The following is a 21,185-nucleotide window of genomic DNA, read 5'->3' as shown; positions in this document are numbered from 1 at the left end:
TACGCCTCATTCCTTCGCCTTGCAGCCTGAAAAATTCATTCTGCGTTATTTAGCTGAAAATCAACGTGTCAATACACTAGTAATTGAGGCAGTTGTTAAGAAAAGGAGATAACATTATGGAAATCTTATTAGACACCGCAAATTTAGAGAAGATTCGCAAATACAACGATATTTACGATATTACAGGGGTGACATCCAACCCCACAATTTTATCCAGGGAAAAGGCTGAGTTTTTCCCGCTTTTGCTTGAAATCCGTAGTATTATTGGGGATAAGCAACTTCACGTACAGGTGACCGGAAGCACCTGTGAAGAGATGGTGAAAGAAGCGGAGACAATCACGGACAAGCTGGGGAAGAATACTTATATTAAGGTTCCGGTAAACGAAGAGGGGATTAAGAGCATAAAAATGCTCAAATCTCAGGGATATAAAGTTACGGGAACGGCAATCTATATGCCCCAGCAGGCCATGCTGGCAGCATCTGTAGGAGCGGATTATGTAGCGCCCTATTTTAATCGCATGAATAATATGAATGTGGACAGCAAAAAGGCGTTAGAAGAGATTACATGGCTGTTTGAGCATTATCACAAAGACACAAAAATACTTGCGGCTAGCTTTAAAAATACGCATCAGATTATGGATGCCCTGCTTGCAGGTGCACATGCTGTTACAGCATCACCGGAACTTTATACACAGATGGTGGAGAGTCCGGTCATTGATTCGGCAATTGCAGGTTTCGGGGCTGACTGGGAAGCTGTGTACGGGGATAAAAGGATTTACGAAATCTAAGGAAAGCGGGAGGTTTTGCCATGGCAGAATATATTATCGCCCATGATTTAGGAACATCAGGAGATAAGGCTACTCTATTTACAGTTGACGGCAGGGTTGTAAAAAGCTGTACTTTTTCCTATGATGTGCGGTTTTTTGGGAAAAATTGCGCCGAGCAGAACCCATTGGATTGGTGGAGCGCAGTATGCAAGGCGACGAAAGATATACTGGAGGGTATTGATAAGTCAAATGTTATAGCACTTTCTTTTTCAGCACAGATGCAGGGGTGCCTGCTGGTGGACAGAGAGGGGAATCCTCTGCGCCCTTCGATTATCTGGGCCGATCAGCGTGCACTGAAAGAAGCTGAGCGTTTGGAGAGAGAAATTGGTTTTGACAGAATGTATGAGATTACGGGGCATCGTTTAAGCTCCAGTAACACTCTGGAAAAGATTATGTGGCTGAAGGAAAACGAGCCTGAGGTTTACAAAAGGGCTTACAAATGTCTTCAGGCAAAGGATTACATTTTATATCGTCTTACAGGAGAATTCGTGACTGACTATTCGGATGCATCCGGAACGAATGCACTGGATCTGGAAAGCTTAAGCTGGTCTGATGAAATATTGGAGGCCTCCGGTATTAACCGGGAGCTGCTTCCTCCGCTGCACTATTCTACGGATATCATAGGAAAAGTTACAAAAGAAGCGGCAGATGTTACCGGACTGTGCGAAGGGACACCTGTTGTCTGCGGAGGCGGGGACGGCCCCTGTGCTGCAGTGGGTGCAGGCTGCATTCATGACGATGAATTATTTGTTACCTTTGGGACATCTGCCTGGGTAGGAGGAACCACAAAGAAAAAATTTCTGGATGAGGAGAAGATCTTCTTCTGCTTTGCACACGTTATCCCGGGAAGATATATGCCCTGCGGAACGATGCAGGCGGCGGGAAGCACATATTCTTATATCCGAAGCCTTCTGGCACCGGGCAGACCATACAGTGAATTGAATGCCATGATTGAAAGGTCACCGGCGGGGGCAAAGGGACTTCTTTTCTTACCCTATATGCTGGGAGAGAGGAGCCCCCGCTGGAATGAGGACACAAGCGGAGCTTATTTGGGCATCAAGATGTATCATACAAAAGAAGATTATATCAGAGCAGCGATTGAAGGAGTGGCATACAATCTGGAATTAATTCTGTCTGCATACAGAAAATATTTGCCTGTAGAAAATCTGATTCTTACAGGAGGCGGTGCAAAGGGAGATGTCGTATGCCAGATACTTTCCGATGTATTTCGCGCAAAACTTAATACACCGGACCATGTGGAGGAGGCGACTTCCATAGCAGCAGCCATGATCGCAGGGGTAGGAGTGGGAGCCTATGATAATTTCGAGGATATCACCCGGTTTCTGCAGTTCAAGAAAGAATATATGCCAGATAAATCAAATCAGGCCGTGTATGATAAAATGAAGAGAATTTTTGATGCTAGTTATTATGCTTTGGAAAATATTTACCAAATGTTCTGAATAGTTACGAATATGTAAGATAAAGGGTGAGATTTATAATATGAAACAGAAAGTGAAAAATAACGGCATGCTTATGCTGACAGCGTTGATCTGGGGGAGTGCTTTTGTGGCGCAGAGTGCCGGAATGGCTTATGTAGGTCCGTTTACCTTTAACTCTTTGCGCTGCCTGCTGGGTGCACTGGTGCTTTTGCCGGTTATCTGGATTCTGGGGCGGAAGGAAAAGTCTGTACAGGGTCCTCATACAGAGGAGAAAAAAGGGGATAGAAAGACACTGTGGATTGGTGGGATTTGCTGTGGAATAGCACTTGCTGTGGGGAGTTCCCTTCAGCAGGTCGGGCTCTTATACACAAGTGCCGGAAAGGCCGGTTTCCTGACAGCGTTATATATTTTGGTTGTCCCGCTGCTGGGGGTTTTTGTGGGGAAAAGAGCAGGGATAAAAATATGGGCAGGTGTGGGACTTGCATTGGTGGGAATTTACTTCCTGTGTGTGAAAGAGGGATTCTCTATTGTACAGGGAGATTTACTGATGATAGTTTCTGCATTTGTATTTGCCATACATATTCTTGTCATAGATTATTTTGCACCCAAAGTGGATGGGGTTAAGATGTCCTGTATTCAGTTTTTGGTGTGTGGGGTCCTTTGTGCAGTTCCCATGGTGATATGGGAAAGACCTGCGGCAGGGGCGGTGCTGGATGCATATGTGCCCTTACTTTATGCCGGGGTTTTGTCCTGCGGATTAGCTTACACTATGCAGGTGGTTGCCCAGAAAGATGCGGAGCCTACTGTAGCCTCATTAATATTGAGCTTGGAGTCTGTATTTGCGGCGCTGACAAGCTGGTTTATCCTTCATGAGAAAAGAACACCAAGGGAATTGTTTGGATGTGCACTTGTGTTTCTTGCGATTATTCTTGCACAGCTTCCCTCAAAGAATCTCAGGGCAGAAAAGAGTCTAAAGGGCGAAGCTGCTTCAGAGATAAATAAAGAAACAGAGCAGTTTGAAACTCCTTAGCAGGAGAACCGGCTGCTCTGTTTCTTTGTATTTATTTTGCCCTCAGAGCTTCCACAATTTCAGGAAACTCCATTCCGTGGGAAGCTTTTACCAATATAATATCATGTACTTTCAGCAGGGAGTCTGCGTCCTCCAAAAACTCAGCTTTTGTTTCATAATGGTAAATCTCCATATCCGGATTTACACTAGCAGCGCCCCGGGCAATCTCTGCGGCGAGAGTGCCAATGCAGATAAGCAGGTTTATGCCGGTTCCGGCCGCGTGTTTACCTAATTCATAGTGCATTTCATGTTCCGCCGGACCTAGCTCAAACATATCTCCCAGAATAGCAACACAGTGTCCGTCAGATTTTTTAAGAATATCCAGGGAGGCTCTCATAGAATCAGGGTTTGCGTTGTAACAGTCATCGATGATGGTAAAATGTTTAGTCTCAATTAGATTGCTGCGGCCGGTCAGGGGTACCAGAGCCTCAATCCCTTGTTTGATTTCTTCATCTTTCATGCCAAGGACCCGGCCCACGGCAACTGCGGCAAGCGCATTGTAAATCATATGTTCTCCGGGAACAGAGATATGTGCCGTAAACTCTGAATCTGGAGTACAAAAAATAGCAGATGTTCCTTTTAGTCCAAGATCCTCCACATTTTTAACTGAATATGCGCACTCGGGATCTCGTCCGAAAAGTATTGGCTCAATCCGGTTGGCAGGGGTAAAGGTGCGGAGCATATCATCATCCCCGTTGAGAATAACACTTCCCCGGCGATTCATGAATAAAAGCATCTCGGTCTTCGCTTTTAGAATCCCCTCCTTGGATTTGAGGTGCTCGAGATGAGCACAGCCGATATTGGTGAGGACACAGATGTCGGGCCGCGCTATTTTCGCCAGCCGCTCCATCTCGCCGAAATCGCTGATTCCCATTTCAAGTACAGCGACCTGATGCTCTTCCCTGATACGGAATATGGTAAGGGGAAGGCCTATTTCGTTGTTGAAATTTCCTTCTGTTTTCAAAACCTTATATTTCTGGCCGGCCACAGAGGCAATCATTTCTTTTGTACTTGTCTTTCCCACACTTCCCGATATTCCAATTACTTTCAGGTGAAGACAACGGCGGTAGTGCTCTGCCATATCTTTGAGTGCCTGCGCGCAGGAGTTAACCATAATATAAGGATATGATGCATTCTCTATCCGCTTTTCAGAAACGGCACACAAGGCGCCGCCGTGGATGGACTGGGGGATAAACATGTGTCCGTCTACCCGTGCACCGCGGATTGCCACAAAAAGACAGCCCTTTTCAACTTTCCGGCTGTCAATTGTAACGCTGCTTACCTCTTTGTAGTAGCTTTCTTCATCTCCGTAATAAATACCGCCGCAGACTACGGAGATTTCTTTTAATGTCATGTTTTTCATGGTATATACCGTCCTTTTAGTATCTTGCTTCCAGAGATTTTTGGATAATCAGTTCGCACAAGTCACCATACTCAATACCCACAGCCTGCGCTTCTTTTGGAAGAAGGCTGGCGGAGGTCATTCCCGGAAGGGTATTTAATTCCAGACAGTACAGGTTCCCTTTATCATCCAGAAGAAAATCAGCCCGGCTGTATACATTTAGTTTTAATGCATGGTAGGCTCTTACAGTGAGTTCTTTCATCTTGTCTGAAATCTCTTCGCTGATATCTGCCGGGCACACTTCATCGGTTGCACCGTCCTGATATTTGTTGGTATAGTCAAAGAAGCCTGTTTTCGGGATGATTTCGATGGGGGGAAGAGCCTCACCGTCTATAATGCCGCAGGCAAATTCCCTTCCTTTAATATAGGATTCTACCACAACTTCGTCCTCATATCGGAAGGATTTGGAAAGGGCATCCGTATATTCGTCTTCGGTATGTACAATGTAGACACCGATACTGGAACCGCCTGAACAGGGCTTTACAACAACTGGAAAACTTAAACCCAATGCCTCCGGAGATTTGTCAGGAGCACTCTTGTGGAGGCTCATTCCTGGAGGTGTGTCAACCCCTGCCTGCATGAATATATGCTTGGTAAAGCCTTTGTCCATGGCAACAGCGCAGCCCAGGGAATCAGGACCTGTATATTTGATTCCGAGGAGGTCGAAAGTGGCCTGAAGTTTTCCATTCTCACCCTCGCCGCCGTGAAGGCCGAGGAATGTGATATCCGCCATACGGCAGAGCTCAATTACATTGGGGCCTAAAAAACAATTGGACTGATCGGGGCGGGAGGCCTTAACAGCCTTGATATCCGGCTCAGCGGTGCTGATGTTTTTTGCAATTTCAAGCCCGTGCCCGGGGAGTGTAAACACTTCTTCCAGACGATTCGGGTCATAGGTCAAACCTAAAAAAACGTCCAGCAAAAATGCATCGTGCCCTTTTTCAAGCAATGTTTTACAGATGCCTGCGCTGGAGGAAAGGGATACATCACGCTCCGTGCTGAGTCCTCCGGCTAATACAATAATTTTCATGATAATTAAATCTCCTTATGAATTCGCCTGTTTGCTCATGTCATTTAGCAATTTTGTCTTTGTGTCATAAAGCTTCTGGGATAAATCTACGTAAACCCGGTGAGGGTTAAACAGGCGCTTTGTCTCCTCCCAGAGTGTATTCTTTTCTTTTGTACAGTAGGCTGCAATTTCCTTGACAGTCGGTGATTTATAGATGCATTCGCCGTGGATGAAAATAGGCTTTAGCATCTCACGCATAGTATAAGTTCCACCGGAAAGCCTGGTCTTTTTCCACGTTGCATGAGGGTCAAACAGCAGAAGTTCCTGGTCAGTGTCATAAATTTCATCGGCAAAGCAGATTAAATCTGCACGTATTTTTCCTGTTGCCCTATCATATACACGATAGATTGTCTTGTTGCCCGGATTTGTAATTTTTTCAACGTTTTCTGAAATTTTAATCTTTGGAATAAACTCCCCTCCGGGTCCCTGAATGGCTGCCATCTTATATACACCACCAAAAGATGGGCAGTCTTTGGAAGTAATCATGTTTGTGCCCACGCCCCATGAGGTGATGGCGGCGCCCTGTATCTTCAAATCGTGAATCAAAAGCTCGTCCAGATCGTTGGATGCGGCAATGACAGCATCTGTAAAACCAGCCTCGTCCAGCATAATACGCGCCTGCTTTGAAAGGTACGCAAGGTCGCCGCTGTCAAGACGGATTCCGTAAGATTTAGGCTTAATGCCCTCATCACGCATTTCCTGGAAAACACGGATAGCATTGGGGACACCGGACTTCAGGGTATCGTAGGTGTCTACAAGGAGGGTGCAGGCATTGGGATATAATCTGGCATATTCTTTAAATGCAGTATATTCATCCTTAAAACTCATAATCCAGCTGTGGGCATGCGTTCCCATGACAGGAACATTAAAAAGCTTTCCTGCCAGTACATTGGAAGTGCCCACACAGCCGCCGATGATTGCGGCCCGCGCACCATATAATCCTGCATCAGGCCCCTGGGCACGCCGCAGGCCAAACTCCATGATTCCATCACCTTGGGCGGCAAAGACAACCCGGGAAGCTTTTGTGGCAATCAGCGACTGGTGATTAATAATATTTAAAATAGCAGTTTCTACGAGCTGTGCTTCCATGATGGGAGCAATCACTTTCACGAGAGGTTCCTTCGGGAAAATAACGGTTCCCTCTTCAATTGCATAAATATTTCCACTGAAATGAAATCCACTCAGATAATGGAGAAAATCTTCGCTGAATATACCAAGTCCCCGCAAGTATTCCACATCTTCATAGGAAAAGTGCAGGTTCTTAATGTATTCAATAACCTGTTCCAACCCTGCCATAACGGAGTACCCGCCTGCATCAGGATTGTGGCGGAAAAACACGTCAAATACGACATTTTCATTTTCCTGGGTTTCAAAATAACCCTGCATCATAGTCAATTCATACAGGTCTGTCAGCAATGTGAGATTCTGGGTACTCATAATAACCTCCTCCAAATGTAAATGTTGAAACTAAGTATAGCACATGTGAAAAAAAAGTAAATGAAATCTTTGTTTTATACTAAGTGCATATTTTTCTGAAGTGTTTCCAGGATTATATTGTGCACATAGCTGCCAATATGTTTTTTTTCTTCCGGACTCAATTCGCTGGGATAAATAGGCTTTCCATATTCGACTACCACATGGGTCTTCTTGATTCGCGGGAACTGTTTCTCGAATATGCTACAGGTATTATTCAGGGATATAGGGATAATAGGGCAGTTTGTTTTAGTGGAGATTTTAAAAGCACCGTCCTTGAAAGGAAGCAAAATGGGCTCTGTATCTTTGCTTCTGGTACCTTCAGGAAAAATGCAGATGGAGATTCCTTTTTTGATGTAATCGATGGCCTGCAGAATTGTTTTCAGTCCTTCTTTGGGATTCCTGCGGTCTAGGAACAGGCAGTACAGATAGCGCATCCAGACGGAAAGCAGCGGAATATGCTCCATTTCCTTTTTTGCAACATACCCGGTCAGTCTCCTGCAGCGGGAATATGTGATTACGATATCAAAAAAACTGCGGTGGTTGCCGATAAAAAGAACCGGCTCGTCAAGTATATTTTCTTCACCGATGATGGTCATATCGATTCCCGCGATTTTTATGATTATGCAAAACGCCCACTGCACAAAACGGAGGGAGCTGTAGTCCCGCAGAGTGCGGTCAAATTTGCCGATAATCCATTCCACCAGGAATATAGGAATAGACAGAATTAAATATAAAATCAGAAAAATTGCGATACATATAAATCGGAACATAGGAAAAATCCTCTTTTCTATTTTTATAATGGTTTCTATGCCTTTTCAATTATACAGAAGCAGACATTAAAAAACAAGTAAAATGGAAAAGAGAATAATCAAGTCACCTTCATAATAAGATAATAGTGAGAATATACCGCGAGGATAGGATATGAAGAGGAAAATATTGTATCTGGCGGGATTTTTGCTTGTTCTGATGCTGACGGGATGTATTTCGCGTCCTCAGAAGACGGAAAAGCTGCATGATCTGGAATTTACGGTTATGGATAAGGAAAGAGTGCCAAATGAACTTAAAAGTACAATCCTGGAGAACAGAGAACTGCCGTTTAAACTGACATATGCAGACCAGGGGTATCTGTATATTGCGGAAGGGTATGGCCCACAGCCTAAAAGCGGGTACAGTGTGGAGGTGACAGGACTTTATGAAACAGAAAATGCTGTTTATATACATACGAATCTACTGGGACCCGAAAAAGGAGAAAAAACAAAAGATGTAACCACTTATCCATATGTGGTTGTGAGGTTGGAATATATAGAAAAAAGAGTTGTTTTTGATTAGGAGGACGTATATGGAATTAAGCAGAAAACCCATTCATTACACACAGGAAGGAAAACGGACCTTTGACCAGTTTTATTTGGACGAAGAGTACAATGTGCCGGATGCAAAGGAGGATGTACAGCAGGTCATCCAGGGATCGGGAACCGTAAAAATTGAAGACATTAAATTGGTAGAGAATTACATACGGATTTCAGGGAAACTATATTTTCAGATTCTTTATGTGACGGCAACGGGGGATCCACAGCCTGCAGTCCTTGAGGGAAAGATTCCTTTTGAGGAGATGGTGTATACAGATGGCGGGGAACTGGAAACCTATTTTATACAGAATATTCGTGTGGAATTTACAGCGGCACTGGTTCATTCAAGAAAACTTAGTCTCCGTGCCATGATAGAGATGGAAATAGGCAGGGAAAAATTGGAGGATGAGGAAACCACGGTAGATGTGGATAGTTCTGTTCCCATTTACAAAAAAATGAAAAATGTCAATCTTCTGGAGCTGAATACAACAAAAAGGGATACCTACCGGATTAAAGAGGAGGTCACCCTTCCGGGGACAAAAGAGAGCATCGGACAGCTCCTCCTCACAGATGTGAGCGGCAGGAAGTTGGAAATCAGGCTTGGACAGGATGAAATACAGTTGAAAGGAGAGCTTCTGATATTCTGTATGTACCAGTCGGAGGATGGAAAAACAGATTGGCTGGAGCAAAGTGTTCCCTATGAGGGAAGGGTTGAATGCAGCGGAGCTGAGGAAGGAATGTATTACTATATCCACAACAGTCTGGACGATACACTTGTGGATGTCCGCATGGATGAAGACGGAGAAATGCGTGTTCTGGGAATAGAGGGAACGCTGAATCTCCGCATGAATATTTATCAAGAAGAAGAAATGGAGCTTTTGGAGGATTTATATTCACTGGAGCAAAAATGCAACTATGAGACGAGGGATGCAGTCTATGAGGAGCTGCTTGTTCAAAATTATTCGAAGTGTAAGGTTTCGGAGCGGCTGTCCCTTCCGGAGCTCAAAGACGATGTACTGCAGATCTGCCACAGTGACGGCAGCGTTCAGGTAGAACACATGGAATTAACAGAGGATGGAATTCAAATAGAAGGAATTCTGCATATTTCTTTCTTGTATCTGAAGGCAGATGATGAAGTACCTTTCGGATGCTGGCAGGGAATTATGCCCTTCTCTTATTTGCTGGAGTGTCCGGGGATGAGACCGGATGTACGGTATAATATTTCCCATCATGTAGAGCAGCTATCTGTAAATCTGGCCGGGAGTGAGGCGATAGAAGTAAAGGCTGTACTTGCATTTGACACATTTATGCGAAGTCCTGTTCACATGCAGGTGATTACAGATGCAGAGCTTGTGCCTATATCAATAGAGGAGGTGGAAAAACGGCCGGGAATTGTGGGGTATATCGTAAAAGACGGAGATGAACTCTGGTCACTTGCAAAAAAATATATGACGACAGTGGAGGGAATAAAGGAAGTAAACAATTTGGAGTCAGATTCCATAAAACCTGGTGATAAACTGTTGATTTTTAAAGAAGGCATGAGTATAATATAAGTATAATGTATACAAGATACAGATGGATATATAGTTTACTGAAGCAAGATTAAGCTTATGGCTGAACGGTAAAATGTGGAGGACGCAGGATGAGGCAGATAGAATTGAAGGCACTTGCCAAAATCAATTTGGGACTGGATGTACTCGGGAGAAGAGAGAATGGCTACCATGATGTACGGATGGTTATGCAATCTATATATCTGTATGATGACGTGAAAATTGAGAGGACAAAGAAGCCGGGGATTGAAATAAAAACGAATTTATATTTTCTTCCAGTAGGTGAGAATAACATTGCGTATAAAGCAGCAGCTTTATTGCTAGAAGAATTTCGGATAAAAGAAGGAGTCATCATTACGTTGGATAAGCACATCCCGGTGGCGGCAGGTATGGCAGGCGGCAGTTCTAATGCCGCGGCCGTCCTGTTTGGGATGAACCGCATATTTGGACTGGGGCTTTCTCAGAAGGGATTAATGGCCAGGGGAATAAAACTCGGAGCGGATGTTCCGTACTGCATTATGCGGGGGACAGTGCTGGCAGAGGGAATTGGAGAAGAATTGACAGAACTGCCGCCCATGCCCAAATGCACTGTTCTGATAGCGAAGCCGCCTATCAGTGTCTCCACAAAAACCGTATATGAAGCATTGGATGCAAGAAAAGGTCTGAATCATCCAGATATCAATCGTTTGATAGAGGGCCTGGAAACCGGAAATCTTCCGTATATTGCGTCGGCGATGGGCAATGTTTTAGAAGAAGTGACGATACCCTTACATCCCGTTATTGAAGAGATTAAGAATGAGATGAAAACTGCGGGGGCGTTAAATGCCATGATGAGCGGGAGTGGCCCTACAGTTTTCGGGCTGTTCGAGAATAAGACCCAGGCAAGGAAAGCACAGGAGAAAATTAGAAATAAAGCACTGGCAAAACAGGCGTATGTGACGAACATACACGGTACGAGGAGGATATAAGATGGAGCCTAAATTTGATGTGACAATGAATGAATATCTGCCCTTACGGGACGTTGTTTTCAACACCTTGAGACAAGCTATCCTGCGGGGCGAACTAAAACCAGGGGAAAGACTCATGGAGATTCAGCTTGCCAATAAACTGGGAGTAAGCCGCACTCCTATCCGTGAGGCAATCCGGAAATTGGAATTGGAGGGCCTGGTTCTGATGATTCCAAGAAAAGGAGCAGAGGTTGCAGAAATTACAGAGAAAAATCTAAGAGATGTATTGGAAGTAAGAGCGGCTCTCGAAGAACTTGCCGTACAACTGGCCTGCGACAGAATAGATAAGGAAGGAATAGAGAACCTGAAAAGAGCGGCAGAAAACTTTAAATCAACACTGGACAGTGACGATATCACAAAAATTGCTGAGGCAGATGTAGCATTTCACGATATCATATATTTAGCTACAGACAACCAAAGATTGATACAGCTTCTGAATAATCTCAGGGAACAGATGTACCGGTACCGTGTAGAATATCTGAAACAAAAAGACTGCTATCCTCAGCTTCTGGCCGAACATCAGCAAATTATCCACGCGCTCGAAAATGGTGAAAAGGATGTGGCTACGAAATTGACGAATCAGCATATCAAAAACCAGGTGTCGGCAGTATCCGGAGTGATACGAAATAAATAGTGAGAATATTCTGAAAATGGCGGGCAAAGGGGACTGTCCCCTTTTGTGTATATTTCTGATAATTTTGTTAATACTTCCTATATCAATTAAGAAAGGTAGAGGAAGTTACATATGGACAGAACAGATAGTATATATTGCATAGATAAGCATACAAACAGAATTATTTTAATTCTTGCAATAATTATAGCAAGTTTTATTACCGGAGTTATTGCCTGGCACATGAATCTCACGGCGCAGGCGAAATTGCAGGAGCATCTTGCACAGGAGGTTTTACGCTTTCACATTCTGGCAAACAGTGACAGTGAAGAAGACCAGGCACTGAAGATGGATGTGAAGGAGCAGGTACTTGCCTTTTTGAAGAACTCCATGCCGGATGGGATGGATGTGGAGGAGACTGAGGAATGGATGCGCAGGAATACAGATAAATTGGAAGAGACAGGCAAAAAAACAATTCTTCTGGCAGGAAAGGATTATCCGGTAAGTGCGGCTGTGACTACATGCTATTTCCCAGAGAAGACTTACGGGGATGTGACTTTCCCGGCGGGAAACTATAAGGCTCTGAGAATTGAAATCGGCGCTGCTAAGGGACATAACTGGTGGTGTGTTCTGTATCCGAACTTATGTTTTACAGATGCAACAAATGCTGTTGTGCCGGAAGAGGGAAAAGAGGAACTGAAAAATGTGCTGACGGAAGAGGAATATTCGAAAGTAACAGCACAATTAAACTTCAAGATAAAGTGGTATTTTCTGGATAAGTTTGATCCGGATACCCGCCGGTAAGCTGGCGGGCATTTGCCCGGAGGGAGCGGACCAGAAAGCCAGATGGAGGAAGCATGACGGAATTTTTGGTAAAACATTTCGTGAAAGATTATGAGAATGTAGAAAAGGTGTCCGTACGCACGGCTTATGGTTTGTTGGCCAGTATTGTGGGCATCTTTTGTAATGTGTTTTTGTTTATTATCAAGGTGGCCGTAGGGGTAGGGGTGCGGAGTGTTTCTGTAATGGCGGATGGCTTTAATAACCTGTCTGATGCAGGTTCCTCCGTTATCAGCTTCATTGGAGTACGGATGGCCGGCAAACCTGCGGATGAAGAGCACCCTTTCGGCCACGGGAGGGTGGAATACATATCGGCCCTGATTGTATCCTTTTTGGTATTGGAGGTAGGGTTTACTTTTTTGAAAGATGCTCTGGCAAAAATCAGAAGGCCTCAGGAGCTAAGGTTTCAATTATTGTCGGTAGTGATCTTGCTGTTGTCTATCGGGGTAAAATTATGGCTGGGAAGTTTCAATCGAAAGCTTGGTAAGAAGATTAGTTCAAAAGTTATGATGGCAATGTTTACAGATTCCATGGGAGATGTGGTTACCACGGGGGCGACTATTTTATCACTTGTTTTCTTTGCACTGACAGGAATCAATATTGATGGGTTTGTGGGGGTCGGTGTGGCCCTGGCTGTCATGTGGGCCGGGCTGGAAATTGCCCGGGATACACTGGAACCTCTCATAGGAGAGGCAGTAGACCCGGAACTGTACACCAAGATAGAAAAATTTGTAGAAAAATATGACGGTATTGAGGGCACCCACGATTTAGTTGTCCACAACTATGGCCCAAACAGAAGCATGGCATCTATTCATGCAGAAGTTCCCAATAATGTAAATATTGAAGTATCCCACGAAATTATTGACAATATTGAGCGGGAGGCTCAAGAACAGCTGGGGCTGGTCCTTGTTATACATATGGATCCTATTGAGACGAGGGACAAAGAGGTGATCAGAGTCCGAAATCAGATTACGGAAATACTGGCAGAATTGGACGCAAGCTGCAGTATTCATGATTTTCGCATGGTCAGAGGAAAGGAGCACATCAAATTAATATTTGACTTGGTCGTTCCTATCTCTTATGATGAGAAAAAGAGAACCAGGCTGAAAGAAGAACTTTCGGTAAGGCTTCTTGCAAATGATGCCCGATACCAGTTTGTCATCACTGTAGAGCATAGCTTTATATCCAGCAAAAACGAACAACAATAACAAGATGACACAAAGGACGAAAGAAAGGGAGAAATAACAATATGTATTCATTTGACAGCAGAGTAAGATACAGTGAAATCGGCCACAGAGGCACCATGACACTGCCGGCGTTGATCAACTATTTTCAGGATTGCAGTACCTTTCAGTCGGAGGATATCGGCGTGGGTGTGGAGGTACTGAAAAAGCGAAAAAAAGCCTGGATTCTGTCCTACTGGCAGGTTGTAATAGAACGTTTCCCAAAAGTGTGTGAACAGATTACGGTAGGCACTTTCGCAACCGGGTTCAAAGGATTATACGGAAATCGTAATTTTCTTATGCTTGACAGTGAAGGAAAACGAGCAGCCTGTGCTAATTCCGTATGGGTGTTTATGGACACGGAGAAAGGAAGACCTGTAAGGCCAGGGGATGAGGATGTCCTGCCTTACGGCACGGAGCCTCCACTTAATATGGAATATGAGGATAGAAAAATAAGACTTCCTGTATCAAGTGAAGCACTTCCCTCTTTTTCGGTGCGAAAGTATCATATAGATACAAATAATCATGTAAATAACTGCCAGTATGTGCAGATGGCCTTGGAAATGCTGCCGGATGATATGGATGTCCACCAGCTGCGGGTAGACTATAAGCAATCCGCCAAATATGGAGACATTATCTTTCCAAAGGTGGCTTTTGAAACGGAACGTACAATAGTGGAATTGTGTGATGGAAATGAAAAACCTTACGCAGTGATTGAATTCAAATAGAGGAGACTATTAATGAAATTAGGAGAGAAACAGGTTTTAACTGTTGTAAAAAAAGTGGATTTTGGAGTGTATCTAGGCAGTGAGGAGGAGCATGTACTGCTCCCGAAAAAGCAGGTGCCAAAAGATGTGGAGCCCGGGGATCCGGTGGAGGTATTTTTGTATAAGGATTCGGAGGACAGGCTGATTGCAACTACTCATGAGCCTAAGCTTACACTGGGAAAGCTGGCGGTTCTGGAAGTCGCAGATGTGGGGCGTATGGGTGCATTTCTCAGCTGGGGATTGGAAAAAGACCTGTTTTTGCCCTTTAAAGAGCAGACTGTAAAAGTAAAAAAAGGGGACAAATGTCTTGTTTCCCTCTATATTGATAAAAGCAGCCGCCTGTGTGCGACCATGAAAGTATATCATTTGCTGCGGACAGATTCACCTTATAAAAAGGATGACAAAGTCAGCGGAATCATTTATGATGTTAGCGAAGAATTCGGTGTGTTCGTGGCAGTGGATAATCAATATTCCGCCCTGATCCCTAAAAAGGAAGTTTTTGGCAGCTTACCGGTTGGAAAAACGGTGGAGGCGAGAGTCACAGCGGTAAAAGAGGATGGTAAACTGGATTTGAGTTTGAGAGATAAGATTCCTGAGCAGATGGATAAAGATGTACAGACCATTCTGAAGGTAATTCAGTCCTATGACGGCGAGCTGCCTTTTACAGACAAAGCTGCTCCCGAAATAATACGGCAGGAGCTGGGAATGAGCAAGGCAGCCTTTAAACGAGGCGTGGGGAGACTACTTAAGGCAGGAAAAGTAGAGATCCTGGAAAAAAGTATCATAATCCGATAAAAATTCTTGCAATCCCTTTAAAATACGGTATAATAAGAAAGTAGATAAACCGATTGAGGGAAAGGAGATGTCAGAGAAATGAAAGTACAAAATATTACGGATATAGACGCATTTTTTAAAGTAGTAGACGAGTGCGAGGGAAAAGTTGAATTAGTAACAGGTGAGGGCGACAGACTGAATCTGAAGTCCAAATTGTCTCAATATGTATCAATGGCAAATATCTTCTCCAATGGTGAGATTCCGGAACTGGAAATCATCGCATATGAAAAGGAAGATACAGATAAGCTGATTAATTTCATGATTAACGGCGGACAATAAGATTTGAGCACATGAGGGCGTTTCTCTTAGGGAAGCGCTCTTTTTTAAGAGGTGAAAGATGAATTTTGCACATTTGCATGTCCATACGGAGTACAGCCTTCTGGACGGTTCAAACAAGATAAGAGAATATGTGGCAAGAGTAAAGGAACTGGGCATGAACAGTGCTGCCATTACAGACCACGGCGTGATGTACGGTGTTATAGACTTTTACCGAGAGGCAAAAAAGCAAGGTATTAAGCCGATCCTCGGGTGTGAAGTATATGTTGCTCCGGGCTCCCGGTTTGACAGGGAGATAACCGGCGGGGATGACAGATATTACCATCTGGTGCTGCTGGCGGAGAATAACACCGGATATGCAAATCTGATGAAGATTGTGTCCAAGGGGTTTGTGGAAGGGTATTATTATAAACCCCGTGTGGATAAGGCACTTCTGCAGGAATACCATGAAGGAATCATCGCCCTAAGCGCCTGTCTTGCCGGGGAAGTGCAGAGGTATGTGACGAAAGGACTGTATGAGGAAGCGAAGAAGACTGCTCTTGAGTATCAGGACATTTTCGGAAAAGGCAACTATTTCCTGGAGCTTCAGGACCATGGGATACCGGAACAGGCTCTTGTAAATCAGAGCTTACTGAAAATGTCGGAGGAGCTGGGCATTGAATTGGTTGTCACAAATGATGTGCACTACACCTATGCAAAGGACGAGAAAGCCCAGGATATTCTGCTCTGTATCCAGACGGGAAAGAAGCTGCAGGATGAAAACCGGATGCGCTACGAGGGCGGTCAGTACTATGTAAAATCTCCGGAAGAAATGGCACAGCTTTTTCCCTATGCACTGCAGGCACTGGAAAATACGCAGAAGATAGCCGACAGGTGCGATGTGGAAATTGAATTCGGCGTGACCAAGCTGCCTAAGTATGATGTGCCGGATGGATTTACTTCCTGGGAATACTTGAGCAAATTGTGTTTTGAAGGCTTGGAAAAGCGTTATGGAGACCCGTCTCAGGAATTAAAGGAGCGGCTGGACTATGAACTGAGTGTCATAAAGAATATGGGATATGTGGACTACTTTCTGATTGTGTGGGATTTTATTAAATATGCAAAAGACCATGGGATTGCAGTGGGCCCTGGAAGGGGCTCTGCCGCGGGAAGTATCGTCTCCTACTGTCTGGAGATTACGAACATTGACCCGATCCGCTACCAGCTGCTGTTTGAGCGGTTTCTGAATCCGGAACGTGTATCTATGCCTGATATTGACGTGGATTTCTGTTATGAAAGACGGCAGGAGGTTATCGATTATGTGGTGCGCAAGTACGGCAAGGACAGGGTGGTACAGATTGTAACATTTGGTACTATGGCCGCAAGAGGTGTTATCCGGGATGTCGGCCGTGTCATGGATCTGCCCTATGCCTTTGTGGATACGATTGCAAAGATGATTCCCACAGAACTTAACATCACGATTGACAAGGCGATGCAGATGAATTCAGAGTTGCGCAAAACCTATGAGACAGACGAGCAGGTAAAGTATTTGATCGACATGTCAAAGCGGCTCGAAGGATTGCCCCGCCACAGCTCCATGCATGCTGCCGGGGTGGTGATCAGCCAGAAGTCGGTAGATGAGTATGTGCCTTTGTCCAGGGCACAGGATGGCTCTATCACGACTCAGTTTACTATGACAACTCTGGAAGAACTAGGGCTTTTGAAAATGGACTTCCTGGGACTTCGGACACTGACGGTTATCCAGAATGCCGTGCAGATGGCAAAGAAGAGAATCCCGGCTTTTGACATAGAAGCCATAGATTATGATGATAAAAAGGTGTTGGATTATATAGGAACCGGGAAGACAGACGGCATTTTTCAGGTGGAGAGTGCAGGGATGAAGAGCTTTATGAAGGAGCTAAAGCCTCAGAGCCTGGAAGATATCATAGCTGGAATTTCCCTGTACCGTCCGGGGCCTATGGATTTTATACCTCAGTATATCCGAGGAAAAAGAGAAGCAGGCACGATTGCCTACGATTGTCCGCAGCTGGAGCCTATTCTTGCGCCGACCTACGGCTGTATCGTGTATCAGGAGCAGGTAATGCAGATTGTCCGGGACCTGGCCGGCTATACTCTGGGGCGAAGCGACCTGCTGCGCCGTGCCATGTCGAAGAAAAAGGGCGATGTGATGCAGAAGGAACGTCAGATATTTGTTTACGGCGATAAGGAGACAAATGTCCCCGGCTGTGTTGCCAATGGTATTGATGAAAAGACTGCCAATAAGATTTATGATGAAATGATTGATTTTGCAAAATATGCTTTCAATAAGTCTCATGCAGCGGCTTACGCCGTGGTTTCTTACCAGACCGCATATCTGAAATACTATTATCCGGTGGAATTTATGGCTGCTTTGATGACTTCCGTGATTGAAAATCCACCAAAGGTGGCAGAATATATTTACAGCTGCCGGCAGATGAGCATACAGCTTCTCCCCCCGGATATTAATGCAGGGGTGGCAAATTTCTCTGTGGACGACGGAAAAATCCGTTATGGACTGGCGGCGATAAAAGGTGTTGGAAAACCAGTCATAGAAGCAATTGTAGCCGACCGGAAAGATTTTGGCCCATTTAAAAATCTGGAAGATTTTATCAGCAGACTTTCTGTGAAGGAAGTGCTCAATAAGCGGGTAATAGAAAATTTCATTAAAGCAGGTGCACTGGACGGACTGGGGGGCACGAGAAAGCAGTTTATGAGCATCTATGTACAGATTGCAGACCATGTAAATCAAGAAAAGAAATATGCGATGACAGGGCAATTGACCCTCTTTGATCTGGCAGATGATGAACAGAAGCAGGATTTTGAAATCAAACTTCCCAATGTGGGGGAATATTCCAAGGAGAATCGCCTTGCCTACGAAAAAGAAGTTTTGGGCGTCTACATCAGCGGCCATCCACTGGAAGAGTATGAGGATAAATGGCGCAGAGCCATTTCTGCTACAACTGCAGATTTTCAGCCGGATGAAGAGACAGGGCAGACCAAGGTACACGATGGTGCCAAGGAAATCGTCGGAGGTATGATTGTTGACAAAACGGTGAAGAATACAAGGAATAACCAGATGATGGCTTTCTTGACGCTTGAGGATCTGCTTGGAACAGTAGAAATTGTAGTGTTTCCAAGAGATTATGAAAAAAACCGTCCGCTTCTGGAGGTGGACAATAAGATTTTTGTCCGGGGAAGAGTTTCTGAAGAAGATGAAAAAGCAAGCAAACTGATATGCGAGCGTATTATGCCGTTTGAACAGACAAAGAAAGAGCTGTGGATTCAGTTTCCCAGCAAGGCAGCCTTTTTGGAGGAAGAACAGACTGTATATGGATATCTGGCAGATTCCGAAGGTGAAGATGAAGTGGTGATTTACTGTCAGGCGGAGCGGGCTGTGAAACGTCTTCCGCGAAACCGCAGTATCAGTATTGAACCTGCGGTTTTAAGCAGACTGATGAATTATTTTGGAGAGAAGCGGGTAAAAGTCGTAGAAAAAGCTATTGAAAACCATTTATAAATAGTTTAAAATGAAACCTTAAGACAGTGGGTTTTTAGAAAGGCGGGGAAATATATGGCAGAAGCAGATAAACTAAAGAAGAATTTAGAAGAAATCGAAGACAATATCCGTACCATTGGCGTACTCACAAGCGGCGGCGATGCACCGGGAATGAATGCTGCAATTCGTGCTGTGACCAGAACAGCACTTTCAAAGGGATTAAAGGTGCGTGGAATCAGAAGAGGATATCATGGACTTTTAAGAGAGGAAATTATAGATTTATCCGCAAGGGATGTATCTGATACTATCCAGCGGGGAGGTACTATCCTTCAGACTGCGCGCTGTCAGTCTATGCGTACAGAGGAAGGACAGCAGAAGGCGGCAGCCATCTGCAAGAAATACGGAATTGACGGACTTGTGGTTATTGGAGGAGACGGTTCCTTCGCCGGTGCGCAGAAACTGTCACATCTTGGTGTAAACACAATCGGGCTTCCCGGTACAATCGATCTTGATATTGCATGTACAGATTATACAATCGGATTTGACACTGCTGTAAATACGGCTATGGAAGCAATCGACAAGGTACGTGATACGTCAACATCTCATGAGCGGTGCAGTATTATTGAAGTTATGGGACGTGATGCCGGTTATCTGGCCCTGTGGTGCGGTATTGCCAACGGTGCGGAAAGAATCCTTATGCCCGAAGAATCAGATTATGATGAGGGCGCGTTAATTGAAGACATTCTGGCAAATAAAAAGCGTGGCAAGAAGAATTACATCATTATCAATGCAGAAGGAGTGGGCGATTCCATTAATCTGGCGAAAAAGATTGAACAAGCAACCGGAATCGAGACAAGAGCGACAATCCTGGGTCACATGCAGCGAGGCGGAAGCCCCACATGCAAGGACAGGGTATATGCTTCAACAATGGGAGCTATGGCAGTAGAGCTTCTCTGTGCGGGTAAGACAAACCGTATAGTAGGTTACAAGCATGGCCGGTTCGTGGATTATGATATAGAAGAGGCGTTAGCCATGAAGAAAGAGATCCCTGCTCATCAGTATGAGATCTCGAAAATATTAGCTATTTAGGAGACGAAAGACATTGAATGTGGAAGGTAAAAAAACGGCACCTATCGGGGTGTTTGATTCAGGTGTCGGCGGACTGACTGTAGTAAGAGAGATGATCCGGCAGCTTCCAGATGAGAATATTGTGTATTTTGGGGATACGGCCCGGGTTCCTTATGGCAGTAAGTCCCAGAATACAATTATCCGGTTTTCTGAACAGATTATCCGGTTTCTGCAAAAAAAGCAGGTGAAGACGATTGTGATTGCCTGCAATACGGCCAGTGCTCTGGCGCTGGACGCGGTCAGGGATGAATTTGATGTCCCGATTCTCGGGGTGGTAACCCCAGGGGCGAGGGCAGCTGTAGAAGCTACCCGGAACCTTAAAGTGGGAGTGGTGGGTACAGACGCAACAGTTCAGAGCGGTGTGTATACAAAGATTATCCAAAGGATGAATCCCAAAATTGAAGTAATTGAAAAAGCATGTCCCTTATTTGTCCCTTTGGTAGAGGAAGGGTTCAAGGAGCATAATGTAACACGGGAAATCATAGAATATTATCTGGAATCCATGAAAAGTACGGATATTGACGCTATGATACTCGGGTGTACACATTATCCTCTTTTGAGATCCAAGATCCGTACATATATGGGGGACAAAATTCAGATAGTAAATCCGGCATATGAGACAGCAATGGATTTGAAAAAATTGTTAGAAGAACAGAATATGGCAAACGACGGAACAAAAGGACCACACAGCCATTACGAGTTTTTTGTCAGCGATGCTGCAGAGAAATTCCGCCATTTTGCGAATACTGTGATGCCTTTTGACATCCCAACAACAAATGTAGTGAATATTGAAGCATATTAGGGGGAA

General features: G+C 44.6%; 19 protein-coding genes. 15 read left to right on the top strand and 4 right to left on the bottom strand.

Features of this window, described 5'->3' with window-relative positions:
* The first annotated feature begins 116 nt into the window (after positions 1–116).
* Genes EDD59_RS02580 through EDD59_RS02570 form a run of 3 tightly spaced genes read left to right on the top strand, consistent with a single transcriptional unit; the run spans position 117 to position 3,296 of the window.
* Positions 117–788, top strand: a complete 672-nt coding sequence (locus EDD59_RS02580; protein WP_132378587.1) for a fructose-6-phosphate aldolase — start codon at positions 117–119, stop codon at positions 786–788.
* Between the two features lie 20 nt (positions 789–808).
* Positions 809–2,287 (top strand): xylulokinase, encoded by a 1,479-nt coding sequence (gene xylB / locus EDD59_RS02575; RefSeq protein ID WP_132378583.1) that lies wholly within the window; start codon positions 809–811, stop codon positions 2,285–2,287.
* Positions 2,288–2,327: 40 nt separating this feature from the next.
* Positions 2,328–3,296 (top strand): DMT family transporter, encoded by a 969-nt coding sequence (locus EDD59_RS02570; RefSeq protein ID WP_132378579.1) that lies wholly within the window; start codon positions 2,328–2,330, stop codon positions 3,294–3,296.
* A 31-nt stretch (positions 3,297–3,327) separates the two neighbouring features.
* Here the strand turns inward: EDD59_RS02570 and EDD59_RS02565 are convergent, their stop codons facing one another.
* The 4 genes from EDD59_RS02565 to EDD59_RS02550 form a co-directional block, all read right to left on the bottom strand.
* On the bottom strand, positions 3,328–4,698 hold the full coding sequence (locus EDD59_RS02565; protein ID WP_132378575.1) for a UDP-N-acetylmuramoyl-tripeptide--D-alanyl-D-alanine ligase: 1,371 nt from the start codon (positions 4,696–4,698) through the stop codon (positions 3,328–3,330).
* Between the two features lie 16 nt (positions 4,699–4,714).
* Positions 4,715–5,767 (bottom strand): D-alanine--D-alanine ligase family protein, encoded by a 1,053-nt coding sequence (locus EDD59_RS02560; RefSeq protein ID WP_132378573.1) that lies wholly within the window; start codon positions 5,765–5,767, stop codon positions 4,715–4,717.
* Positions 5,768–5,782: 15 nt separating this feature from the next.
* Positions 5,783–7,243: a nicotinate phosphoribosyltransferase gene (locus tag EDD59_RS02555; RefSeq protein WP_132378571.1), complete on the bottom strand. Its 1,461-nt coding sequence runs from the start codon at positions 7,241–7,243 to the stop codon at positions 5,783–5,785.
* A gap of 74 nt (positions 7,244–7,317) precedes the next feature.
* Complete coding sequence (locus EDD59_RS02550; protein WP_132378569.1) at positions 7,318–8,052, bottom strand: lysophospholipid acyltransferase family protein; 735 nt, start codon at positions 8,050–8,052, stop codon at positions 7,318–7,320.
* A 151-nt stretch (positions 8,053–8,203) separates the two neighbouring features.
* Between EDD59_RS02550 and EDD59_RS02545 the strand changes: the two genes are divergently transcribed.
* From EDD59_RS02545 to murI, 12 genes are all read left to right on the top strand, one after another.
* Positions 8,204–8,611 (top strand): protease complex subunit PrcB family protein, encoded by a 408-nt coding sequence (locus tag EDD59_RS02545; RefSeq protein ID WP_132378567.1) that lies wholly within the window; start codon positions 8,204–8,206, stop codon positions 8,609–8,611.
* 10 nt (positions 8,612–8,621) lie between these two features.
* Positions 8,622–10,181 (top strand): DUF3794 and LysM peptidoglycan-binding domain-containing protein, encoded by a 1,560-nt coding sequence (locus tag EDD59_RS02540; RefSeq protein ID WP_132378565.1) that lies wholly within the window; start codon positions 8,622–8,624, stop codon positions 10,179–10,181.
* 89 nt (positions 10,182–10,270) lie between these two features.
* Entirely contained in the window at positions 10,271–11,146 is an 876-nt protein-coding gene (gene ispE, locus EDD59_RS02535) for a 4-(cytidine 5'-diphospho)-2-C-methyl-D-erythritol kinase (RefSeq protein WP_132378563.1), read from the top strand.
* A gap of 1 nt (position 11,147) precedes the next feature.
* Entirely contained in the window at positions 11,148–11,819 is a 672-nt protein-coding gene (locus EDD59_RS02530) for a GntR family transcriptional regulator (protein WP_132378561.1), read from the top strand.
* 111 nt (positions 11,820–11,930) lie between these two features.
* Positions 11,931–12,599, top strand: a complete 669-nt coding sequence (spoIIR, locus tag EDD59_RS02525) for a stage II sporulation protein R (RefSeq protein ID WP_132378559.1) — start codon at positions 11,931–11,933, stop codon at positions 12,597–12,599.
* Between the two features lie 53 nt (positions 12,600–12,652).
* Positions 12,653–13,843 carry a cation diffusion facilitator family transporter gene (locus tag EDD59_RS02520; RefSeq protein ID WP_132378557.1) on the top strand — a complete coding sequence of 397 codons (1,191 nt, stop codon included), beginning with the start codon at positions 12,653–12,655 and terminating at the stop codon, positions 13,841–13,843.
* Between the two features lie 41 nt (positions 13,844–13,884).
* On the top strand, positions 13,885–14,586 hold the full coding sequence (locus EDD59_RS02515) for an acyl-[acyl-carrier-protein] thioesterase (RefSeq protein ID WP_132378555.1): 702 nt from the start codon (positions 13,885–13,887) through the stop codon (positions 14,584–14,586).
* Positions 14,587–14,598: 12 nt separating this feature from the next.
* Positions 14,599–15,420 carry a CvfB family protein gene (locus tag EDD59_RS02510; protein WP_132378553.1) on the top strand — a complete coding sequence of 274 codons (822 nt, stop codon included), beginning with the start codon at positions 14,599–14,601 and terminating at the stop codon, positions 15,418–15,420.
* 78 nt (positions 15,421–15,498) lie between these two features.
* Positions 15,499–15,738 (top strand): polya polymerase, encoded by a 240-nt coding sequence (locus EDD59_RS02505; RefSeq protein ID WP_132378551.1) that lies wholly within the window; start codon positions 15,499–15,501, stop codon positions 15,736–15,738.
* A gap of 58 nt (positions 15,739–15,796) precedes the next feature.
* Positions 15,797–19,270 carry a DNA polymerase III subunit alpha gene (locus tag EDD59_RS02500; protein WP_132378549.1) on the top strand — a complete coding sequence of 1,158 codons (3,474 nt, stop codon included), beginning with the start codon at positions 15,797–15,799 and terminating at the stop codon, positions 19,268–19,270.
* A 54-nt stretch (positions 19,271–19,324) separates the two neighbouring features.
* Positions 19,325–20,338 (top strand): 6-phosphofructokinase, encoded by a 1,014-nt coding sequence (pfkA, locus tag EDD59_RS02495; protein ID WP_132378547.1) that lies wholly within the window; start codon positions 19,325–19,327, stop codon positions 20,336–20,338.
* Between the two features lie 19 nt (positions 20,339–20,357).
* On the top strand, positions 20,358–21,179 hold the full coding sequence (gene murI, locus EDD59_RS02490) for a glutamate racemase (RefSeq protein ID WP_330571861.1): 822 nt from the start codon (positions 20,358–20,360) through the stop codon (positions 21,177–21,179).
* Positions 21,180–21,185: the final 6 nt, after the last annotated feature.

Origin of the sequence: Muricomes intestini (assembly GCF_004346165.1) — a bacterium.
Classification (GTDB): domain Bacteria; phylum Bacillota; class Clostridia; order Lachnospirales; family Lachnospiraceae; genus Muricomes; species Muricomes intestini.
The sequence above is the reverse complement of the archived record's forward strand: the minus strand, read 5'-3'. Positions and strand labels throughout refer to the sequence as shown.

Bases quoted from the DNA above. Each gene is read 5' to 3' on its own strand.
- EDD59_RS02515 (WP_132378555.1), top strand. From the start codon at position 13,885: ATGTATTCATTTGACAGCAGAGTAAGATACAGTGAAATCGGCCACAGA.
- EDD59_RS02520 (WP_132378557.1), top strand. From the start codon at position 12,653: ATGACGGAATTTTTGGTAAAACATTTCGTGAAAGATTATGAGAATGTA.
- EDD59_RS02560 (WP_132378573.1), bottom strand. From the start codon at position 5,767: ATGAAAATTATTGTATTAGCCGGAGGACTCAGCACGGAGCGTGATGTA.
- pfkA (WP_132378547.1), top strand. From the start codon at position 19,325: ATGGCAGAAGCAGATAAACTAAAGAAGAATTTAGAAGAAATCGAAGAC.
- EDD59_RS02580 (WP_132378587.1), top strand. From the start codon at position 117: ATGGAAATCTTATTAGACACCGCAAATTTAGAGAAGATTCGCAAATAC.
- spoIIR (WP_132378559.1), top strand. From the start codon at position 11,931: ATGGACAGAACAGATAGTATATATTGCATAGATAAGCATACAAACAGA.
- EDD59_RS02555 (WP_132378571.1), bottom strand. From the start codon at position 7,243: ATGAGTACCCAGAATCTCACATTGCTGACAGACCTGTATGAATTGACT.
- EDD59_RS02530 (WP_132378561.1), top strand. From the start codon at position 11,148: ATGGAGCCTAAATTTGATGTGACAATGAATGAATATCTGCCCTTACGG.
- EDD59_RS02565 (WP_132378575.1), bottom strand. From the start codon at position 4,698: ATGAAAAACATGACATTAAAAGAAATCTCCGTAGTCTGCGGCGGTATT.
- ispE (WP_132378563.1), top strand. From the start codon at position 10,271: ATGAGGCAGATAGAATTGAAGGCACTTGCCAAAATCAATTTGGGACTG.
- EDD59_RS02570 (WP_132378579.1), top strand. From the start codon at position 2,328: ATGAAACAGAAAGTGAAAAATAACGGCATGCTTATGCTGACAGCGTTG.
- EDD59_RS02545 (WP_132378567.1), top strand. From the start codon at position 8,204: ATGAAGAGGAAAATATTGTATCTGGCGGGATTTTTGCTTGTTCTGATG.
- EDD59_RS02510 (WP_132378553.1), top strand. From the start codon at position 14,599: ATGAAATTAGGAGAGAAACAGGTTTTAACTGTTGTAAAAAAAGTGGAT.
- EDD59_RS02540 (WP_132378565.1), top strand. From the start codon at position 8,622: ATGGAATTAAGCAGAAAACCCATTCATTACACACAGGAAGGAAAACGG.
- EDD59_RS02505 (WP_132378551.1), top strand. From the start codon at position 15,499: ATGAAAGTACAAAATATTACGGATATAGACGCATTTTTTAAAGTAGTA.
- EDD59_RS02550 (WP_132378569.1), bottom strand. From the start codon at position 8,052: ATGTTCCGATTTATATGTATCGCAATTTTTCTGATTTTATATTTAATT.
- EDD59_RS02500 (WP_132378549.1), top strand. From the start codon at position 15,797: ATGAATTTTGCACATTTGCATGTCCATACGGAGTACAGCCTTCTGGAC.
- xylB (WP_132378583.1), top strand. From the start codon at position 809: ATGGCAGAATATATTATCGCCCATGATTTAGGAACATCAGGAGATAAG.